The following is an 18,975-nucleotide window of genomic DNA, read 5'->3' on the forward strand; positions in this document are numbered from 1 at the left end:
GGTTCCTTCATTCGGGTGAACGGGATCGGTGGACCTCCACCGGTCCCGTTCGGCATGCTGGGATCGGTGACGCACCGATTGGAGACCGCCATGAGCGCACTCACCGTCGACCACTCGACGGCCAGCGGCCGTGAGTGGGACGACCTCGTCCGGATCTGGCAGGAGACGGACGCACCCGAGGGCTGCAAGGTGGAGATCATCGAGGGGATCGTCACCGTGGCACCACCGCCGTCCAAGGCCCACAACGACATTGCCGACCTCGTGCAGCGCAGCCTGTACGAGGTGATCCCCAAGGTGTGGGGCATCTACCAGACGCTGGGCACGGTCGTCCCATCCCGCGACGGGCTCTACATTCCCGACATCGCTGTGGCACCGAAAGAGGTGCTCCGTGCAGACGCGGGCAACTACATCCCGGCGGCCGCAGCCGAACTCATCGTAGAGATCACCTCCAAGTCCAATGCGAGCAGTGACCGGATCAAGAAGGCTGCGGGGTATGCGCAGGCGGGGGTGCCGCTGTATCTCCTCATCGACAGTTGGGCTCCCGGAGGACCGACGATCACGCTGTACGGCGAACCACAGGGTGCGGTTTACCGTGTCCTGCGTGCCGGCAAGTTCGGTGCCACGATCTCGTTGCCGGAGCCGTTCGACCTTGAGCTCGACACCAGCGAGTTTCCCGTCGGCTGAAGCCGTTACCCCAGCAACGCCGCCGTCACCACCAACACCGGCACCGACAGCACCGTCGACAGCAGGATCGAGTCCCGGGCCAGGCGCTCGCCCACGCCGTAGCTGGAAGCGTAGGTGAAGAGGTTCTGGGCGGCCGGGAGGGCCGAGGTCACCACCACGTCGAGCAGTTGTGGCCCGTGCAGGCCGAAGACGCCCGACGCCAGGGCCCAGGCCGCCGCCGGCTGGCCCACGGACTTCAGCGCCACCGACAGCAGGACCGGGTGCCGGTCGGCGCCCCGGCCCGGCATCGTGCTGCCGCACAGGGAGATGCCGAAGGCGAGCAGGACCGCCGGCACCGACATGTTGCCGATCAGGGTGAGCGGGTCCAGGACCGGGCCGGGTATGCGCAGGCCGCTCGCCGAGACGGTGACCCCGGCGAGCGAGCCGACCGCGATCGGATTGCGCAGGGGCGTGAGCAGCCGCCGCCACAGGGGGCGCTTCGCGTCCTCGCCCGACAGGCCCAGGATCGTCAGCGCGACGGGGGTGAGGACGATGAGCTGGAACAGCAGCACCGGAGCCACCAGCGAGGCGTCACCCAGCACGTACACGGCGATCGGGATGCCGAGGTTGCCGGAGTTGACGTAACTGGAGCACAGCGCGCCGATCGTCGTCCGGCCCACACCCCAGCGGCGTACCACGCCCACCGCGACGAAGACTCCCGCCGCCGCTGCCGTGCTCATCGCGGTGACCAGCAGCCGGCTGGAGAAGATCACCGACAGGTCGGCCCGCGCGAGGGTGGTGAACAGCAGCGCGGGGGAGGCGACATGGAAGGCCAGTTTGGTGAGGACCTCACGGCCCTGGTCGCCGAGGTATCCGCGCCGCCCGATGGCGTAGCCGACGCCGATGACGATCGCGATGACCGCGAAGCCGCTCAACACGCCCTGCACGGGGCCTCCTCGATGGCCTCCTCGGCGGGGAACGGCTGTGGTGCGGGTGCGGACGCGGGTGGTGTCGGCAGTGCGGGCGGAGACGATCTGTGGTGCATACAGCCAACCCTCCGGGGGCGGCCTCGGCCGGGTCAATGTGATCTTCGCGGCGGTGCGGGACGGGCACGCCGAGCCGCCTCCGATGAGTTACGGTCCGCTGCCCCGTCTACCGCACGTGGACGCCATGACACCCGCCGTGCTCACCCTGGCCGGCCCCGTCACCCGGGACGAGATGACGGGGCTGTGCGACGGTGTGCGGGCGCTGCTGGAGGCAACGGGGGGCGGGGTCGTCGTATGCGATGTGGGCGGGCTGGGGCCGCCGGGGCTCGGGGCGGTCGATCTGCTGGCGCGGCTGGAGCTGGCGGCCCGGCGGGCCGGGGGCCGCATCCGGCTGCGGGACCCCGATCCGGCGCTACGCGCCCTCCTCCACCTGGTCGGTCTCCGTTTCGAGCTGGAGGGGCAGCCCGAACAGCGGGAACCACCGCTTCGTGTCGAGGAAGAAGTGGAACCCGGTGAGCCGGCCGCCTGAGATCTCCAGGACCTGGATCGCCCACGGCGTGAAGCCGCCCGCCTCCGGGTCCGGCTTGTAGTGGGCGAAGCCCGGCAGCCCGTTCACCTCGACCGGCAGCAGGCGTGAACCCGCGCAGGCCGCGCCCAGCGTCGTCATGAAGCCCGTGATGTCGGCGTGGCCGGTCAGCCACAGGTCGAACGGCGGCATCGTCATGATGGCGTCCTCGTGCAGCAGGGCCGTCAGCGCCGTCATGTCATAGCCCTCGAACGCCGCCACATAGCGCTCCAGGAGCTTCTGCTGCTCCTCGTCCAGCGGGTCGGAGACAGCCGCGTCCGCGCCCGAGTCGTCCCGCTCGGAGAGGGTCGCGCGGGCCCGCTGCAGCGCGCTGTTGACCGACGCGACCGACGTGCCGAGCAACTCGGCGACCTCGCTCGCCTTCCAGGCCAGCACCTCGCGCAGGATCAGCACCGCCCGCTGCTTGGGCGGAAGCTGTTGGAGGGCGGCCATGAAGGCGAGCCGCACCGACTCCTTGGCCACCGCCGCCTCCGCCGGGTCCTCCACCGTCGGCAGCACCCGGGCGTCCGGCACGGGCTCCAGCCAGGTGTGGTCCGGGCGGGGGGAGAGGGCGGCCTGGGTGAGCGGGGTCGACTCGGTCAGGTCCATGGGGCGGGCGCGCTTGTTGCCGGCGGTCAGCATGTCCAGGCACACGTTCGTCGCGATGCGGTAGAGCCAGGAGCGGAGGCTGGAACGCCCCTCGAACTTCTCATAGCTGCGCCAGGCGCGGACCATCGTGTCCTGTACCGCGTCCTCGGCCTCGAAGGAGGAGCCGAGCATGCGGTAGCAGTAGCCGGTCAGCTCGACCCGGTGCTTCTCCAGCCTGATGTCGAGGTCGTCAGCCGTCGCCGTACCGTCACTCATGGTCCACCCACCCCTGTGGCCGTTCTGTCACGCGTCTGTGCGCCCAGTACTCCGGAAGCTACCGCACCCCACCGACAACGGCCCCGGGAGTGCGTAAAAGCCCAGGTCAGACCAGTTACATAACGAGCATGGCCATGGCCGGACGCGCCGGTGCGATCCGTCCGGCCCATATGGGGCACGGGGTCGAGGCGGCCCCAGCCGCCTCGACCCCGTGCCCACCGTGCGGGGCGGCTCAAGCCGCCGCCAGTCGCCTCTCCACCCGCGCCGCGCGCGACCCGAACACCGTGATCGTCACGACGCCGAGCACCGCCAGGACGCCGACCCCCACGGTCCCGGCCCAGCCGCCGGAGTGGAAGGCCATGGCCCCGACCGTGCTGCCGACACTGGAACCGATGTAGTACGCGGACTGGTAGAGCGCCGAGGCCTGGGCGCGGCCGGTCGTGGCCGTCTTGCTGACCGCCGAGGACGCCACCGCGTGGCCCGCGAAGAAGCCCGCCGTGATCAGGACCAGGCCCAGCAGGACCAGGGGCAGCGAGTCGGCCAGGGACAGCAGCAGGCCCGTCGCCGTCGTGCCGCCGGCCAGGTACAGGGCCCCGCGCCGGCCCAGGCGGCCGACCAGCCGGCCCGCCGTCGACGCGGACACCGTACCGACCAGGTAGACCAGGAAGATCGAGCCGACGATGCCCTGCGGGAGCGAGAAGGGCGCCTCCGTCAGGCGGTAGCCGATGACCGTGTACACACCGCCGAACACCGTCATGAACAGCGCGCCGATCGCGTACAGACGGCACAGCAGCGGGTTGGCGAGGTGCTCGCGGACCGTGCGGGCCAGGACCCGCGGCCGCAGCGAACCCGCCGTGAAGTGCCTCGGGGCCGGCAGCAGCAGCCGGAAGGCCACCGCGCACCCCACCGCGATCACGCCGACCGCGCCGACGGCCACCCGCCAGCCCCACTCCTGCGCGATCCAGCCGGTGATGACCCGGCCACTCATCCCGCCGACGCTGTTGCCCGCGACGAACAGACCGATCGCCGTGATCAGGGCCTTGGGGCGGACCTCCTCCGCCAGGTACGCCGTCGCCGACGCCGGCAGCCCGGCCAGCGCCGCGCCTTGGAGCCCGCGCAGCACCACCAGCCACCCCAGCGACGGGGCGAAGGGGACCACCATCCCGACCGTCACCGCGACCGCCAGCGACCCCGTCATCACCGTACGGCGGCCGAACCGTTCCGAGAGCGCGCTCATCGGCAGCACGAACAGCGCGAGTCCGCCGGTCGCCGCCGCCACCGTCCAGCTCGCCTCGCTCGCCGCCACCCCGAACTCACCGGAGATCAACGGCAGCAGGGCCTGGGTGGAGTAGAGGAGCGCGAAGGTGGCGACACCCGCGAGGAAGAGCGCGAAACTCATCCGGCGGTAGCCGGGGCCACCGGGGGCCATACGGGAGTCGGGAGCGGAATCCGGAGCGGAATCCGGAGCGGAGACGGACGGGACGGCGCCCACGACGGTGGACGCCCCGGTACTGGCGGGAGACATGCTTCGACGCTATGCACCCCTCCTTCATCCGTCCAATGCATGGAATCGCCATAATCGTTCCCATGGCGCATCAGCAGAGGTCACAGGCTCGACTGTCACCGACCGGTGACACAAAAGACATGGACGACATCGTCGCGCTGCTCGCCCCGCGCCTGGCCTACTTCGCCGGCGTGGCCCGCACCGAGCACGTCACGCGCGCCGCCCAGGAGATGCAGGTCCCGCAGTCCACCCTGTCCCGGGCCATGGTCCGGCTGGAACAGGATCTGGGCGTCGACCTGTTCGCCCGCCGCGGCCGTACGGTATCCCTCACCCCCGCCGGACGCACCTTCCTCGCCTCCGTCGAACGTGCCCTCGCCGAGGTCGAGCGCGCCGCCGACGAGGTCCGTGCCGACGCCGACCCCACCACCGGCAAGGTCGCCTTCGGCTTCCTGCACACCATGGGCGCGGAGACCGTCCCGGGACTGCTGCACGCCTTCCGCGCCGACCACCCCCGCGTCCGCTTCAGCCTCGTCCAGAACTACGGCGAGGCGATGCTCGAACGGCTACGCGCCGGCGAACTGGACCTCTGCCTGACCTCCCCCGTCCCGGACGCCCCCGACCTCGTCGCCCGTCGCCTCGACGAACAGAAGCTGCGTCTCGTCGTCCCTGCCGACCACGCCCTGGCGTCCCGCCGCCGCATCCGCCTCGCCGAAGCCGCCGACGAAACCTTCGTCACCCTCGAACCCGGCTACGGCCTCCGCCGCATCACTGACGACCTCTGCCAGGAGGCCGGCTTCAAGCCGCGCGTCGCCTTCGAGGGCGAGGAGGCGGAAACCCTGCGGGGCCTGGTCGCGGCGGGCCTGGGGGTCGCCCTGCTGCCGCCACCGGCAGTGGCCCGCCCGGGAGTGGTGGAACTGACGGTGACGGCTCCGCGCGCGGCGAGAGAGATCGGCGTGGCGTGGCTGGACGGCCACCCGGACACACCCCCCGTGGCAGCCTTCAAGAAGTTCCTGCTCTCGAAACGAGGCAACCTCCTGCCCACCTGAGGGGCGTGAGGCCGTGTCACCGTGCGGCTCCGCCGCGTGGGCACGACCAGCCACACGCAACCCGCACCCGAAAGCCGGACCGCTATCTCCTGCTCCTGAGCGACTTACCGAACCCCGCAGCCAACGGCATCCGCAACCCCAAAGGAGGCGGAGCCGCCAGCGCGTCCGCCACCGGCCGCGCAAACGCCCGCCCGAACAGCGCCCCCATCACGAAGTCCTCGGCCAACGCATGCACTTCGTCCCGGTACTGATGCAACGAGTGACCATCCGCGTGCACTTCGAACCGGCACACATCCCGGTTCGCCTTCTTCGCCCGCGCCGCCAGCCGGAAGGACAGTTCGGGATAGGTGCGTTCGTCGTTCGTGCCGTGCACGATCAGCACCCGGCGCCCGACGAGCTGCTTCACCGGTTCGGGTGTCGCGGCCGCGTCCTCCTCGGGCAGCCAAGGCGCGATCGCCAGCACGGAGTTGACGGCCTCGTGGCCGCCCGCGCGGAGTGCGGCCCGGCCGCCCATGTCGACTCCGGCGAGGCAGACGGAGACGTCCCCGTAGCGTCGTACGGCCTCGTCGGCGGCCCAGGACGCGTCGCGCGCCAGGTGTGCCTCGCTGCCGTTCCAGCCGCGCCAGCGGTAGTGGACGACATGCGTGGCCAGGCCCTCCTCCCGGCCCGCGCGCGCGAGGCGGCGCCCCAACGCCCGTACGGAGGCGGCCGCGAGCATGGGTGCGGGTCTGCGGGAGGAGGTCTCCTCACCGCCGGGGAGCAGCAGCACCACCCCGCTCACCGACGTCGGCTCCGGACCGAGCGCCCGACCCAGCCGGGCTGTGCGAACCGGTGTCGCTTGCTGTGCCATGACAGAACAGTGTCAGAAGTCATGGTGTACACCACCCGTCTGTGGGGTCACCGTTACGTATCGGCGGCTGTGTACATCCGGCGATCTACGCGCGTAGGAGTTAGAGTGCGGAAATGACGAGCCAGACTGACCGGACCGGCACCACCCCGAGCTCTGACCAGATCCGCCGGGCGCCCAAGGTTGTGCTGCACGACCATCTCGACGGCGGCCTCCGCCCGGGGACCATCGTCGACCTCGCCCGGGCCACGGGCTATTCCCAACTCCCCGAGACCGACCCCGACAAGCTCGGCATCTGGTTCCGGGAGGCCGCCGACTCCGGTTCGCTGGAGCGGTACTTGGAGACGTTCTCCCACACTGTGGGCGTGATGCAGACCCGCGAGGCGCTCGTCAGGGTGGCCGCGGAGTGCGCCGAGGACCTCGCCGAGGACGGCGTCGTCTACGCCGAGGTGCGCTTCGCCCCCGAGCAGCACCTCGAGGGCGGGCTGAGCCTCGAAGAGGTCGTCGAGGCCGTCAACGAGGGCTTCCGGGAGGGGGAGCGGATCGCCCGGGGCAACGGTCACCGCATCCGCGTCGGCGCCCTGCTCACCGCCATGCGGCACGCGGCCCGCGCCCTGGAGATCGCCGAACTCGCCAACCGCTACCGCGACCTGGGCGTCGTCGGCTTCGACATCGCGGGTGCCGAGGCCGGTTACCCGCCCACCCGGCACCTCGACGCGTTCGAGTACCTCAAGCGCGAGAACAACCACTTCACCATCCATGCCGGCGAGGCCTTCGGCCTGCCGTCCATCTGGCAGGCCCTCCAGTGGTGCGGCGCCGACCGGCTGGGCCACGGCGTGCGCATCATCGACGACATCGAGGTCAAGGACGACGGGAGCGTCCGGCTCGGACGGCTCGCCTCCTATGTGCGGGACAAGCGCATCCCGCTCGAAATGTGCCCCAGCTCCAACCTCCAGACCGGGGCGGCGGCCTCGTACGCCGAGCACCCGATCGGGCTGCTGCGAAGGCTGCACTTCCGCACGACGGTGAACACGGACAACCGGCTGATGTCCCACACCAGCATGAGCCGGGAATTCGAGCACCTTGTCGAGGCGTTCGGTTATACGCTCGACGACATGCAGTGGTTCTCCGTCAATGCGATGAAATCAGCGTTCATTCCTTTCGATGAACGACTGGCGATGATCAATGACGTCGTCAAGCCCGGATATGCAGAGTTGAAGTCCGAATGGCTGTTCCAGCAGACCGCTTCCACCAGCGGCTCTGTGGCTACGGAGGGCTGATCTGGCGCTGTCGGGGTACGCGAAATGCGGACGGGCATTCACAATCCGTCCGCATTTCCGTGTTTGCGGCGGGCGGCGTGGCATGTTTACGGTCGTGGACCGCTCATATCCCCGTCATCCCATTTCGAGGACGCATTTACGATGAAGCAGTCTGCTGCCAAGACCCTCGGCGTCGCCGCCCTCGGTGCCGCCTTCGCCGCTGTCGGCGCGGGCGCCGCGAACGCCGCTCCGGCCGTTCCGGACGCCTCTCAGGCCCTGGACACCGTTACCAAGACGCTGCCGGCGGAGAGCACTGCCAAGGCGCTGCCGGGTGCCGGTGAGGCGCTGACGCAGGCGAAGCCGGCGCTCGACGCGGGCCTGGCCGCCGCCCCGGCCGCCACGGAGACGCTTGCCGGCGGCCCGGCCGACCAGGCCTCCACGCTGCTCGGCGGTCTGCCGCTGAAGGGGAAGCCCACTCAGGGCATCGGTGTGAACGGGATCCCGCTGGGCTGAGCAAGGCGCACACGCCGTTGGGGCGCACCCGGAAGCACCGGGTGCGCCCCAACGGCGTTCGCACGAAAGCCCCTCACCGGCGGCTGCTGCCTACCAGGCCACCTTCTGGGCCTTGTCCTCCGACGGCAGCAGGAACCACAGCGCGAGATAGAGCAGGAACTGCGGGCCCGGCAGCAGGCAGGAGGCCAGGAAGACCACACGCATCGTCGTCGCGGAGGTGCCGAAGCGCCGTGCCAGCGCTGCGCACACTCCGCCGATCATGCGGCCTTCGGTGGGGCGGGCAAGGGCGGTCATGTCGGCTCCTTCGTGAGCGTCGGTCCGAGGCCTCCCCGTGTGGCTGCCTCATCTGCCTACAACGCTACGGAGACGAAGCGGACCAAGCGTCGCTCTATGGTGCGATCCCGACCCTGGGAATCGTCGGGGTCCGACCCTGAGCCGCCTCCTGCCTGCGGACGGCCGCCCGGCGCCGGTGCTCCGTCCTGCGGCGGAGCCAGGAGCGTGCCGCGGGCACGACCGCGACATGCGCGAGGGCCACCCCCACGGTGTTCAGGAACAGTGAGTCGACGTCCACGACCTGCCCCGGCACGCCGGTCTGCAACAGCTCGATGCCCAGCGACAGCAGGGCCCCGGCGGTGACCGTACGCAGCAGGGACGCCGGCGGGGAGACGGCGAGGCGGCCGTGCGCCAGCGGCAGCAGCACGCCCAGCGGCGCGAGCAGCGCGAGCCCCTCACCGACAGGCCGGGCCGCCTCCGGCCAGCCCAGCGCCAGGTCGGCGCGGAGGCCGGCGAACGGCCGCAGGTTGGCGGGCATCACCCAGGGAACGTCCAGGGGCCGCAGCGTGAACCAGGCGACGAACGCGAGGTGCGCGACGAGGAGGACACCCCCTGCCACACGGATGCGGAACGCGGCGCTGCCGCCGCCCGAGCCTTGACGCTGCACGCCCCCCTAGACGCGCCCCTCGGCACGAACGGTTCCGGGATACCGCCCAGCACCCGGATGAGGCATCCGCCACACCCGTGGCTCAGCCGCCCGTGACCTCCGACGACGGCGGCTCCTGGCTCCCGGGCCGGGAACGGACCTCGTCCGTGCACTCGTAGCGGCGCAGCGGCTCGCCGCCGGTGGCCGGCCCGCCGAGGATCACCGAGCCGTCGCCCTCGGCCGCCGCCGAGTCGGAGAACGTACAGACGAGCTGTGCGAGGGCGTACGAGGTGAGGTCGCGAGGCGCGGTGCTCAGCCGCAGCGTGTCGTCCGGGTCCTTAGGGGCGGGGCCGCGCACCGACATGCCGCCGCGCACGTCCGTGGTGTACCCGGCCGCCTTCTCGGCGGACGACGGCGTCTCGGCGAGCTGGTCGAGCAGCCCCTGCGCCACCAGCACCCGGCGCTGCGAGTCGGCCGTACCGTCCGGAACGCGCACGGACCGGTCGACGGCCACCAGCGACGAGCCGCACAGCAGGAACACCTGCACCGGGACGCCGGGCGAGGTCTGCGTCGACGTGTCCGGCTCGGACAGCGTGCAGCGCACCCGCGAGGGCGCGGGACCGAAGTCGGTCGGCACCTCGGTGGACCGGATCCCGCACCCGGCGAGCAGCACGGCGAGCCCGGACAGCGCGAGCAGCCGGCCTACGGGGCGGGCGGTCGTGCGTACGGTCATGAGGCGTCCCCCTTCGAGCCCGAGCCGTCCTCCTCGGGCTCCTCGGCCTTCTCGGCCTCCGGCACCGGCTCGGACGTGTCCCGCGGCAGCCGCAGCGTGAACACCGCGCCGCCCTCGGGGGAGTTGGCGGCGGTGATCCCGCCGCCGTGGATGTGCGCGTTCTCCAGGGCGATGGACAGCCCGAGCCCGCTGCCCTCGGAGCGCGGCCGGGAGGCGCTGGCCTTGTAGAACCGGTCGAAGACGTGCGGCAGGACGTCCTCGGGGATGCCGGGCCCATGGTCGCGCACGCTGATCACGAGCTCGCCGCCGTTCCCGTCCGCGCCCCCGTCCTCGTTCCCGTCCGCGCCCTCGTCCCCGCTCCCGCCGGCCACCCGCACCGACACCCGCACCGGCGAACCGCCGTGCTTGAGCGCGTTGCCGATGAGGTTGGCCAGGATCACGTCCAGGCGGCGCGGGTCGATCCGGGCGTGGATGCCGCGCTCGGCGTCCAGCTCCACCGCGTCCAGCCAGGCACGGGCGTCGATGCAGGCGGTGATCTGGTCGGCGATGTCGACGTAGTCGACGACGAGCCGGGCGGTGCCCGCGTCGAAGCGGGTGACCTCCATCAGGTTCTCGACGAGATCGTTGAGCCGCCGCGTCTCGCTGACGACGAGCCGCACCGCCGGCTCGATCATCGGATCCATGCTCCCGGTCTCCGCCTCCAGCTCCTCCTCCAGCACCTCCGTCACGGCGGTGATGGCGGTCAGCGGCGTACGCAGCTCATGGCTCATGTCCGCCACGAACCGCCGCGACGCGTCGTCCCGCGCGGCCATGTCGGCGACCCGTTTCTCCAGGGCCTCGGCGGCCCGGTTGAACGTCCGTGAGAGATCGGCGAGTTCATCCGTCCCCGACACCCGCAGCCGCGTGTCCAGCTTGCCCTCGCCGAGCCGGCGCGCGGCGACTCCGAGCCGGTGCACGGGCTTCAGTACGGTCGTGGCGGCGGCCTGCGCGAGCAGCGCGGCGCCGATCAGCGCGAGACCGGTGGCGATGCCCAGCGACCAGGCCAGCGAGTTGAGGTCCTTGGCCTCCGGTTCCAGCGACTTCAGCATGTAGCCGGTCGGACCACCGCCGATCACCTTCGTCCCGGCGACCAGATACGGCGTGCCGTCGTCGACGACCCGCTGCCAGTACAGGTGGTACGGAGACTTGTTGCCTGCCGTGACGTCCTGCTCCTTGTTCACGGCGGTGCGCAGCGAGGCGGGCACCTCCTGGAGCGAGAAGCCGTTCAGGCCGCCGGAGTTGCCGTAGACGGCCTTGCCGCTCGCGTCCTCGCCGACGAGCAGCACGCTGAAGCGCTGGCTGCTGTTGGCCATCTGGCCCGCGATGTGCTGCAGTTCGTCCTGCGTCGGGTGTTCCGGCAGCGTACCCGCGCGGTTCTGCATCTCCTGCTGGAAGTCGCGCAGCACCGCGTCCTGGGTGCGGGTCAGCACCGCCTCGCGGTTGAGCCAGTAGGCGATTCCGGACGCGGACACGGCGGCGGTCAGCGCCACCAGCCCGAAGACCACGACTAGCCGTAGCCGCAGACTGGTGAAGCGCAGCCGCGACCAGGCTCCCTTGCGAGCCGCGACCCAGCCGCGGACCCCCCCTTGCGCACTCGTCATTACTGAGGCGCGTCCAGGCGGTATCCGACACCACGCACGGTACGGATCAGCGTCGGGGACGACGGCACGTCCTCGACCTTGGCGCGCAGCCGCTGCACACAGGCGTCCACGAGCCGCGAGTCACCGAGGTAGTCGTGCTCCCACACCAGCCGCAGCAGCTGCTGCCGCGACAGCGCCTGCCCCGGCCGCCGGCTCAGCTCGAGCAGCAGTCGCAGCTCGGTCGGGGTCAGCTGGAGGTCCTCGCCGTTCTTCGTCACGGTCATCGCCGCGCGGTCGATGACGAGGGACCCGTAGGTCGCCGCGTCGTTCGCCTCGCGCTCGCCGCGTCGCAGCACGGCCCGGATCCGGGCGTCGAGCACCCGCCCCTGGACCGGCTTGACGACGTAGTCGTCGGCACCGGACTCCAGCCCGACCACCACGTCGATGTCATCGCTGCGCGCGGTCAGCAGAATGATCGGCAACTGGTCCGTGCGCCGGATGCGCCGGCACACCTCGAACCCGTCGATGCCGGGCAGCATCACGTCCAGCACGATCAGGTCCGGCCGCTGCTCGCGCAACAGCTTCAGACCGTCCTCACCGCTGGCAGCGGTCGCCACACGGTGTCCCTGGCGCGTCAGTGAGAGCTCCAGGGCCGTACGGATGGCGTCGTCGTCCTCGATCAGCAACAGGGAAGGCACGGGGCTCATTCTGGCCCATGGTGGGGTGGGGTTTCGACACCTGGAGCGCTCGCACACATCTCCCGCAAGTGATCAAGGGCGCGCGTGCGCCCGCGGAGCCCTACCGCGCGCCTCTGTGGCAGCGCTGTGTCGTACACACGAGGGACCCCTGTGACAGGTCTGTGACAGTCGGCGGACACGGCCATGAAGTGGCCCGGGCAAGCTTTTCGGCACAGGCAAGAAAGCAAGACGCGACAAGCCGAACACCGGAAGTCCACGACGGGGGGCGCGAGATGAACAAGCTGCACAGCACCAGCACCAGCGCAGTGATCACGCGTCTGCACGACGTCACCCGGGGTTCCGAGAAGTCCGGCGCCGTGAGCGGGCGGGGGTGCGCTCGCGGCGCCGGGCGTCAGCACACCGGGTTCATGACGGTGGTCGACGCACACACGGGGGAAGCGGCTCACGGGGGAGCCGCGTACAGGGAGGACACGGGGGAGCGTCGTTCGCTGTCGGAGGCGGAGTTCACCGCCTACGTCCAGGAGCGCCGCGCCTCCCTGTACGCAACCGCGTACCACCTCACCGGCGACCGCTTCGAGGCCGAGGACCTGCTGCAGAGCGCGCTGTTCTCGACGTATCGGGCGTGGGACCGGATCAGTGACAAGGCCGCGGTCGGCGGATACCTCCGCCGCACCATGACCAATCTGCACATCAGCGCGTGGCGCCGCCGCAAGCTGAACGAGTACCCGACCGAGGAACTGCCGGAGACGGCCGGTGACACGGACGCGATGCGCGGCACCGAGCTGCGCGCGGTCCTGTGGCAGGCGCTGGCCCGGCTGCCCGAGCTTCAGCGGACGATGCTGGTCCTGCGTTACTACGAGGGCCGGACCGACCCGGAGATCGCGGAGATCCTCGACATCAGTGTCGGCACGGTGAAGTCCAGCATCTGGCGGTCGCTCCGCCGGCTGCGCGAGGACGAGGTCCTCAGCTTCGGCCGTGACGAGGAGGACGCCTTCGGGGAGCTTGTCGCCTGAGGGTTATGGGGGAGAAGTACCGGGGGGCCCGTACCGGGGGGTGCGGGGAGCGGTACCGGGGGGATCCGGGGGGGATCAGCGGGGAAATCACGGGGGAGCTCTGCCGCGCGGGTAACGGGGGACGCGGGGGAGCGACAAGGGAAGCGGGACTGGAGGGCCGGGGGGTCCGTCCAGTCCCGCTTTTGTTCTGTCCTACGGTGCTGAGGTCGCCGGTTTCGCCTGCACGTTCCGGCCCACGGCTGCGGCGGCCATCCTGCTCAGGGCCTCGTCCCGGTCGCAGGCGTACGCACCCAGGGCGGTCTGGCGGGCGATGATCGAGCGTTCCGCGCGCATCAGGCGCCAGCCGCGACGCAGCAGGAACGGCACCGACTTGCGGCCCTCCTTGAGGTCGCGCAGGAAGCGGCGGCGGAACGTGGTGAGCGGCCCGCGGGTCAGGCACAGGGCGTCCGCCAGGACGCCCAGTTCCCGGCAGCGCTCCACGATCTCGGCCGCGAAGATGCCCTCGGCGATGAACAGCGGGGTCCGGCCGATGCTCAGCGTCTCCGCGCCGGTGCGGGCGCTCAGCGAGATGTCGTACACCGGCACGCTCGTCGAGCCGGTGGCGCACAGCCGGGTGATGGCCTCGATCGCGACGTCCGCGTCCCACGATCCGGGGTGGTCCCAGTCGATGTCGGAACTCCCCGCCACCAGAGGCAGTGTCGGGTCGTCGCCCTCCTTGTAGAAGTCGTCGAGGCGCAGCACGGGCAGCCCGGAGCGGGCGGCGACAAGGGACTTGCCCGAGCCCGAGGGGCCGCAGAGCAGGACGACGCGGGCGGGTGACGGGGGATGAGGGCTCACGGAACACCAGTTTGAGGCATGGTGCGCCCTGCTGCCGACCCCGCGGGTCGGCTTTGAAGCACGCGTCACACCTCAACTACCCTTCGTGTTGTTCGCATTACCTTGCGCAGCGAGAAGGTGGCACCAGCGATGGCACTGCACGACTTCCCCCACTCCCCGACCGGCCGGCGCGTCCTGGTCGCCCTCGCGACCGCGGGGGTGGCCCTCGGGGCGGGCGCGGCAACGGCCGCCGCGGCCGCCGACCCGGTGGCCGACGGGGCAGGCGCGAAGCCCACGTCGGCCGGCCGGCTCGACCCCCAGGCGGGCCTGCAGGGTGTCCGCGGCTCGGTGCGGTACGTCACCGGCCCGGTTCAGGAGCTCAAGCCCAACCCCCTTGCGGACACCGGCGTCGACCCTCTCGACAACGGCGTCGGCACCCAGGTCGCCGACTTCCAGCCGGTGACCTCGCAGGCGGTCACCCGGCCGGTGGCGCAGGCGAAGTCGGTCCGCAGCGTTCCGGTGGCGGGTCAGGCGATGGGGCTGCTGCTCGGCGGCTGACCACGGCAGGCAGAGCCGCAGACAGAGAGCCGCAGGCAGAGAGCCGCGCCTCCCCCGGACGGAGGGGAGGCGCGGCTCTCCGGTCTCTGGCGGCGGGCAGGTCAGTAGGAGGACCCGGACGCGCCCAGCGAACCCGTCGGGTGCCAGACCGTCTTCGTCTCCAGGAAGGCCGTCATGCGGTCGGTGCCGGGGGTCGCCGAGTAATCCACAGGCTGTGGACGGAGTGCCCGCTTCAGGTTGTCCGCCGCCGCGATCTCCAGCTCCTTCGCCAGTACGTCGTCGGCGCCCGCGAGGTCGATCGCGTTGACGTCCTGGTGTGCCGCGAGGGACGGCGCGATCTCCGCCGTACGGCCCGAGAGGACGTTGACGACACCGCCGGGGAGGTCGGAGGTGGCCAGTACCTCGCCCAGCGACAGCGCCGGGAGCGGGGACTTCTCGGACGCGATCACGACCGCCGTGTTGCCGGTCGCGATGACCGGGGCGACGACGGACACCAGGCCCAGGAAGGACGACTCCTGCGGGGCCAGGACGGCGACCACGCCGGTCGGCTCCGGGGAGGAGAGGTTGAAGTACGGGCCCGCGACCGGGTTCCCGCCGCCGACCACCTGGGCGATCTTGTCGGTCCAGCCCGCGTACCAGACCCAGCGGTCGATCGTCGCCTCCACCTGGTCGGCGGCCTTCGACTTCGACAGGCCCTCGGCGTCGGCGACCTCGTGGACGAACTGTCCCTTGCGGCCCTCCAGCATCTCCGCGACGCGGTAGAGGATCTGGCCGCGGTTGTACGCGGTCGCGCCCGACCAGGCGCCGAACGCCTTGCGGGCCGCGACCACCGCGTCACGGGCGTCCTTGCGTGAGGACTGGGGTGCGTTGGCCAGCCACTTGCCCTTTGAGTCCGTCACCTCGTACACCCGGCCGCTCTCGGAACGCGGGAACTTCCCGCCCACGTACAGCTTGTAGGTCTTGAAGACACTGAGCCGATCAGACATCGAGGTACGCCTCCAGGCCGTGGCGACCGCCCTCGCGGCCGAAGCCCGACTCCTTGTAGCCGCCGAAGGGCGAGGTCGGGTCGAACTTGTTGAACGTGTTGGACCAGACGACACCGGCGCGCAGCTTGTTCGCGACGGCCAGGATCCGGGAGCCCTTCTCCGTCCAGATGCCGGCGGAGAGGCCGTACTGCGTGTTGTTGGCCTTGGCGACAGCCTCGTCGGGCGTACGGAAGGTGAGGACCGACAGCACCGGGCCGAAGATCTCGTCGCGGGCGATGGTGTGCGCCTGGGTGACGTTCGTGAAGAGCGTCGGGGCGAACCAGTAGCCGGAGGAGGGGAGTTCGCAGGCGGGGGACCAGCGCTCGGCGCCCTCCGCCTCGCCCTGCTCGACGAGCGAGGTGATGCGCGAGAGCTGCTCGGCGGAGTTGATCGCGCCGATGTCCGTGTTCTTGTCCAGCGGGTCGCCCAGGCGCAGGGTCGACAGGCGGCGCTTGAGCGAGTCCAGCAGCTCGTCGTGGATCGACTCCTGGACCAGGAGACGGGAGCCCGCGCAGCAGACCTGGCCCTGGTTGAAGAAGATGCCGCTGACGATGCCCTCGACGGCCTGGTCGATCGGGGCGTCGTCGAAGACGATGTTGGCGCCCTTGCCGCCCAGTTCGAGGGTGAGCTTCTTGCGGGAGCCGGCGACCGTGCGGGCGATCTCCTTGCCGACGGCCGTGGAGCCGGTGAAGGCGACCTTGTCGACGTCCGGATGGGCGACGAGCGCGGCGCCCGTGTCGCCGTAGCCCGGAAGGATGTTGACGACGCCCTTGGGCAGGCCGGCCTGGCGGCAGATGTCCGCGAAGAAGAGCGCGGACAGCGGGGTCGTCTCGGCGGGCTTGAGCACCACCGTGTTGCCGGTGGCGAGGGCGGGCGCGATCTTCCACGCCAGCATCAGCAGCGGGAAGTTCCAGGGGATGACCTGGCCCGCGACACCCAGCGGGCGCGGAGCGGCGCCGAAGCCGGCGTGGTCGAGCTTGTCCGCCCAGCCCGCGTAGTAGAAGAAGTGCGCGGCGACCAGCGGGAGGTCGGCGTCGCGGGTCTCCTTGATGGGCTTGCCGTTGTCCAGGGTTTCCAGGACGGCCAGTTCGCGGCTGCGCTCCTGGATGAGGCGGGCGATGCGGAACAGGTACTTGGCGCGCTCGGTACCGGGCAGCGCCGACCACTTCTCGAAGGCCTTGCGGGCGGCCCGCACGGCGCGGTCGACGTCCTCGGTGCCGGCCTGGGCGACCTCGGAGAGGACCTCTTCGGTGGAGGGGGAGACGGTCTTGAAGACCTTGCCGTCGGCGGCCTCGGTGAACTCGCCGTCGATGAAGAGCCCGTAGGAGGGGGCGATGTCGACGACGGAGCGGGACTCGGGCGCCGGTGCGTACTCAAATGCGGAAGCCATGATGGATCAGTCCACCGTCACGTAGTCGGGGCCGGAGTAGCGGCCGGTGGCCAGCTTCTGGCGCTGCATCAGCAGGTCGTTCAGAAGCGAGGAGGCGCCGAAGCGGAACCAGTGGTTGTCCAGCCAGTCCTCGCCGACGGTCTCGTTGACCAGGACGAGGAACTTGATCGCGTCCTTGCTGGTGCGGATGCCGCCGGCCGGCTTCACGCCGACCTGGACGCCGGTCTGGGCGCGGAAGTCGCGCACGGCCTCCAGCATCAGCAGGGTGTTCGCGGGGGTCGCGTTCACGGCGACCTTGCCGGTCGAGGTCTTGATGAAGTCGGCCCCGGCCAGCATGCCGAGCCAGCTGGCGCGGCGGATGTTGTCGTACGTCGACAGCTCGCCGGTCTCGAAGATGACCTTGAGGCGGGCGTTCGTCCCGCAGGCCTCCTTCACGGCGGTGATCTCGTCGTACACCTTGAGGTACTTGCCCGCGAGGAACGCCCCGCGGTCGATGACCATGTCGATCTCGTCGGCGCCCGCGGCGACGGCGTCGCGCACGTCGGCCAGCTTCACGTCGAGGGCGGCGCGGCCCGCCGGGAAGGCGGTGGCGACCGAGGCGACCTTGACGGACGAGCCGGCGACGGCCTCCTTCGCGACGGTCACCATGTCGGGGTAGACGCAGACGGCGGCCGTGGCGGGGGTCGTCCGGTCCGTCGGATCCGGGTGGACCGCCTTGGCGCCGAGCGCCCGGACCTTGCCCGAGGTGTCCGCGCCTTCCAGCGTCGTCAGGTCGACCATCGAGATGGCGAGGTCGATGGCGTACGCCTTCGCGGTGGTCTTGATGGATCGAGTGCCGAGCGAGGCGGCGCGCGCCTCCAGGCCGACCGCGTCGACGCCGGGCAGCCCGTGGAGGAAGCGGCGCAGCGAGCTGTCGGACGCGGTGGCGTCAGCGAGAGCGTGTGCTGTGGGTGCAGTGATGGGCATGGTCACCAGACGAGCATATCTACGCGCGTAGCAGCTGTACACCCCCGGATGCTCGTCTCGAGCGGAGGCACCGCGGACGAGCGCCGTCGCGGGCGTCGGGCAGAATCGGGACCATGACGACCCCCGAGCATCAGTCACCAGCGCCGCAGCCCTCGGTACCCGGGTCCAGGGACCGCATCTACCGGTCGGCCCAGGGCCTGGTCGGCGGGGTCCTGCTGCTCGCCCTCGGCGGCTGGCTCGGCATCGACGCCCTCTTCAGCGGGCACGGCAGCACTCCGTGGCTGGCGCTCGCCGCGATGATCCTCTTCGTGCCGCTGGTGGTCGCCTTCACGCTGCGGCCTGCCGTCTTCGCCAACAACGACCGGCTGCGCGTCCGCAACCCCTTCCGGGTCGTCGTGGTGCCCTGGGGCGAGGTCGCCTCGCTGCGCTCCGCGTACTCCAACGAGGTGGTCACCAAGTCCGGGACCAAGTACCAGCTGTGGGCGGTGCCCGTGTCGCTGCGGGCGCGGAAGCGGGCGGTGCGGCAGCAGACGCGGGCGGAGTCCGGCGGACGCCGGGGCGGGCTGTTCGGCGGTGGCGGTGTGGCGGGCGGTCTGGGCGGTATGGACCTCACGGGCGGCGCGGGGAGCGGGCCGGCGGCTGACGTGGGTCCGGTGCGCGCCGAGACCGACAAGATCATGGACGAGCTGCGCGAGATGCTGAAGGCGCGGGAGAAGGCCACGGCCTCGCAGGGGGAAGTGACCGTGCGCTGGGCGTACGAGGTCATGGGGCCGATGGTGGTCGGAGCGGTGCTGCTGGCGGTTCTGCTCGCGGTCAAGTGAGCGCGGGTCATCCGCGAGGCATCCGGGAGTGAGCCCCGACTGAGGCGGGGCCGCCCGGGTCGGTGAACTCACAGGTTCCTCGGCCATGATCTGCTCCCCGCCTCGGCCGCGACCGCCATTCCCCCACCCGGAGACGGAACCGAGGGCCGCTGCACAACCACCCTCGTGGT

Annotated in this window: 21 protein-coding genes; 8 read left to right on the forward strand and 13 right to left on the reverse strand. The window is 71.0% G+C overall.

What is annotated here, in order from left to right:
• Positions 1-90 precede the first annotated feature (90 nt).
• A complete protein-coding gene (locus ABT114_RS34880) occupies positions 91-684 on the forward strand; it encodes a Uma2 family endonuclease (protein WP_351146944.1) in 594 nt (197 codons plus the stop codon).
• Positions 685-689: 5 nt separating this feature from the next.
• Here ABT114_RS34880 and ABT114_RS34885 read toward each other — a convergent pair whose 3' ends face one another.
• Positions 690-1,610, reverse strand: coding sequence for an AEC family transporter (locus ABT114_RS34885; protein ID WP_351146945.1), 921 nt, complete (start codon positions 1,608-1,610; stop codon positions 690-692).
• A gap of 181 nt (positions 1,611-1,791) precedes the next feature.
• Between ABT114_RS34885 and ABT114_RS34890 the strand changes: the two genes are divergently transcribed.
• Positions 1,792-2,178, forward strand: a complete 387-nt coding sequence (locus ABT114_RS34890) for an STAS domain-containing protein (protein WP_351147160.1) — start codon at positions 1,792-1,794, stop codon at positions 2,176-2,178.
• Here ABT114_RS34890 and ABT114_RS34895 read toward each other — a convergent pair.
• Positions 2,062-3,078: a sigma-70 family RNA polymerase sigma factor gene (locus ABT114_RS34895; RefSeq protein WP_351146946.1), complete on the reverse strand. Its 1,017-nt coding sequence runs from the start codon at positions 3,076-3,078 to the stop codon at positions 2,062-2,064. The genes ABT114_RS34890 and ABT114_RS34895 overlap by 117 nt on opposite strands.
• 232 nt (positions 3,079-3,310) lie before the next feature.
• Positions 3,311-4,603, reverse strand: coding sequence for an MFS transporter (locus ABT114_RS34900; protein WP_351146947.1), 1,293 nt, complete (start codon positions 4,601-4,603; stop codon positions 3,311-3,313).
• Between the two features lie 62 nt (positions 4,604-4,665).
• Between ABT114_RS34900 and ABT114_RS34905 the strand changes: the two genes are divergently transcribed.
• Positions 4,666-5,628 carry a LysR family transcriptional regulator gene (locus ABT114_RS34905; RefSeq protein ID WP_351146948.1) on the forward strand — a complete coding sequence of 321 codons (963 nt, stop codon included), beginning with the start codon at positions 4,666-4,668 and terminating at the stop codon, positions 5,626-5,628.
• An 82-nt stretch (positions 5,629-5,710) separates the two neighbouring features.
• On the opposite strand, the gene ABT114_RS34910 is transcribed toward ABT114_RS34905, so the two are convergent.
• Positions 5,711-6,478: an alpha/beta hydrolase gene (locus ABT114_RS34910; RefSeq protein WP_351146949.1), complete on the reverse strand. Its 768-nt coding sequence runs from the start codon at positions 6,476-6,478 to the stop codon at positions 5,711-5,713.
• A gap of 113 nt (positions 6,479-6,591) precedes the next feature.
• On the opposite strand from ABT114_RS34910, the gene ABT114_RS34915 reads away from it, so the two are divergent.
• A complete protein-coding gene (locus ABT114_RS34915; protein ID WP_351146950.1) occupies positions 6,592-7,755 on the forward strand; it encodes an adenosine deaminase in 1,164 nt (387 codons plus the stop codon).
• Positions 7,756-7,896: 141 nt separating this feature from the next.
• Positions 7,897-8,247, forward strand: a complete 351-nt coding sequence (locus tag ABT114_RS34920) for an ATP-binding protein (RefSeq protein WP_351146951.1) — start codon at positions 7,897-7,899, stop codon at positions 8,245-8,247.
• Between the two features lie 90 nt (positions 8,248-8,337).
• Here the strand turns inward: ABT114_RS34920 and ABT114_RS34925 are convergent, their stop codons facing one another.
• From ABT114_RS34925 to afsQ1, 5 genes are all read right to left on the reverse strand, one after another.
• Complete coding sequence (locus ABT114_RS34925) at positions 8,338-8,541, reverse strand: PspC domain-containing protein (RefSeq protein ID WP_351146952.1); 204 nt, start codon at positions 8,539-8,541, stop codon at positions 8,338-8,340.
• Between the two features lie 94 nt (positions 8,542-8,635).
• Positions 8,636-9,187, reverse strand: coding sequence for a VanZ family protein (locus ABT114_RS34930; RefSeq protein WP_351146953.1), 552 nt, complete (start codon positions 9,185-9,187; stop codon positions 8,636-8,638).
• Between the two features lie 82 nt (positions 9,188-9,269).
• A complete protein-coding gene (locus tag ABT114_RS34935) occupies positions 9,270-9,899 on the reverse strand; it encodes a hypothetical protein (protein ID WP_351146954.1) in 630 nt (209 codons plus the stop codon).
• Positions 9,896-11,539 (reverse strand): ATP-binding protein, encoded by a 1,644-nt coding sequence (locus ABT114_RS34940; protein WP_351146955.1) that lies wholly within the window; start codon positions 11,537-11,539, stop codon positions 9,896-9,898. The genes ABT114_RS34935 and ABT114_RS34940 overlap by 4 nt, the downstream gene beginning before the upstream one ends.
• Positions 11,539-12,216 carry a two-component system response regulator AfsQ1 gene (gene afsQ1 / locus ABT114_RS34945; RefSeq protein WP_338017866.1) on the reverse strand — a complete coding sequence of 226 codons (678 nt, stop codon included), beginning with the start codon at positions 12,214-12,216 and terminating at the stop codon, positions 11,539-11,541. The genes ABT114_RS34940 and afsQ1 overlap by 1 nt, the downstream gene beginning before the upstream one ends.
• A 272-nt stretch (positions 12,217-12,488) precedes the next feature.
• Here afsQ1 and ABT114_RS34950 point away from each other — a divergent pair, with 272 nt between their 5' ends.
• Complete coding sequence (locus ABT114_RS34950) at positions 12,489-13,229, forward strand: SigE family RNA polymerase sigma factor (RefSeq protein WP_351146956.1); 741 nt, start codon at positions 12,489-12,491, stop codon at positions 13,227-13,229.
• A 192-nt stretch (positions 13,230-13,421) separates the two neighbouring features.
• Here the strand turns inward: ABT114_RS34950 and ABT114_RS34955 are convergent, their stop codons facing one another.
• Entirely contained in the window at positions 13,422-14,135 is a 714-nt protein-coding gene (locus ABT114_RS34955; RefSeq protein ID WP_351146957.1) for a uridine kinase family protein, read from the reverse strand.
• Positions 14,136-14,195: 60 nt separating this feature from the next.
• Between ABT114_RS34955 and ABT114_RS34960 the strand changes: the two genes are divergently transcribed.
• Positions 14,196-14,603 (forward strand): hypothetical protein, encoded by a 408-nt coding sequence (locus tag ABT114_RS34960; protein ID WP_351146958.1) that lies wholly within the window; start codon positions 14,196-14,198, stop codon positions 14,601-14,603.
• A 101-nt stretch (positions 14,604-14,704) separates the two neighbouring features.
• Here ABT114_RS34960 and ABT114_RS34965 read toward each other — a convergent pair whose 3' ends face one another.
• Genes ABT114_RS34965 through deoC form a run of 3 tightly spaced genes read right to left on the reverse strand, consistent with a single transcriptional unit; the run spans position 14,705 to position 17,984 of the window.
• Positions 14,705-15,589 carry an aldehyde dehydrogenase family protein gene (locus tag ABT114_RS34965; protein ID WP_351146959.1) on the reverse strand — a complete coding sequence of 295 codons (885 nt, stop codon included), beginning with the start codon at positions 15,587-15,589 and terminating at the stop codon, positions 14,705-14,707.
• Positions 15,582-17,018, reverse strand: a complete 1,437-nt coding sequence (locus tag ABT114_RS34970; protein ID WP_351146960.1) for an aldehyde dehydrogenase family protein — start codon at positions 17,016-17,018, stop codon at positions 15,582-15,584. Before ABT114_RS34970 ends, ABT114_RS34965 begins: the two co-directional genes overlap by 8 nt.
• Positions 17,019-17,024: 6 nt before the next feature.
• Complete coding sequence (gene deoC, locus ABT114_RS34975) at positions 17,025-17,984, reverse strand: deoxyribose-phosphate aldolase (protein WP_351147162.1); 960 nt, start codon at positions 17,982-17,984, stop codon at positions 17,025-17,027.
• A 113-nt stretch (positions 17,985-18,097) separates the two neighbouring features.
• Here deoC and ABT114_RS34980 point away from each other — a divergent pair, with 113 nt between their 5' ends.
• Positions 18,098-18,805: a PH domain-containing protein gene (locus ABT114_RS34980; protein ID WP_351146961.1), complete on the forward strand. Its 708-nt coding sequence runs from the start codon at positions 18,098-18,100 to the stop codon at positions 18,803-18,805.
• Positions 18,806-18,975 lie beyond the last annotated feature (170 nt).

It is taken from the genome of Streptomyces sp. NPDC002088 (assembly GCF_040296605.1).
In the GTDB taxonomy this organism is placed as follows: Bacteria; Actinomycetota; Actinomycetes; order Streptomycetales; family Streptomycetaceae; genus Streptomyces.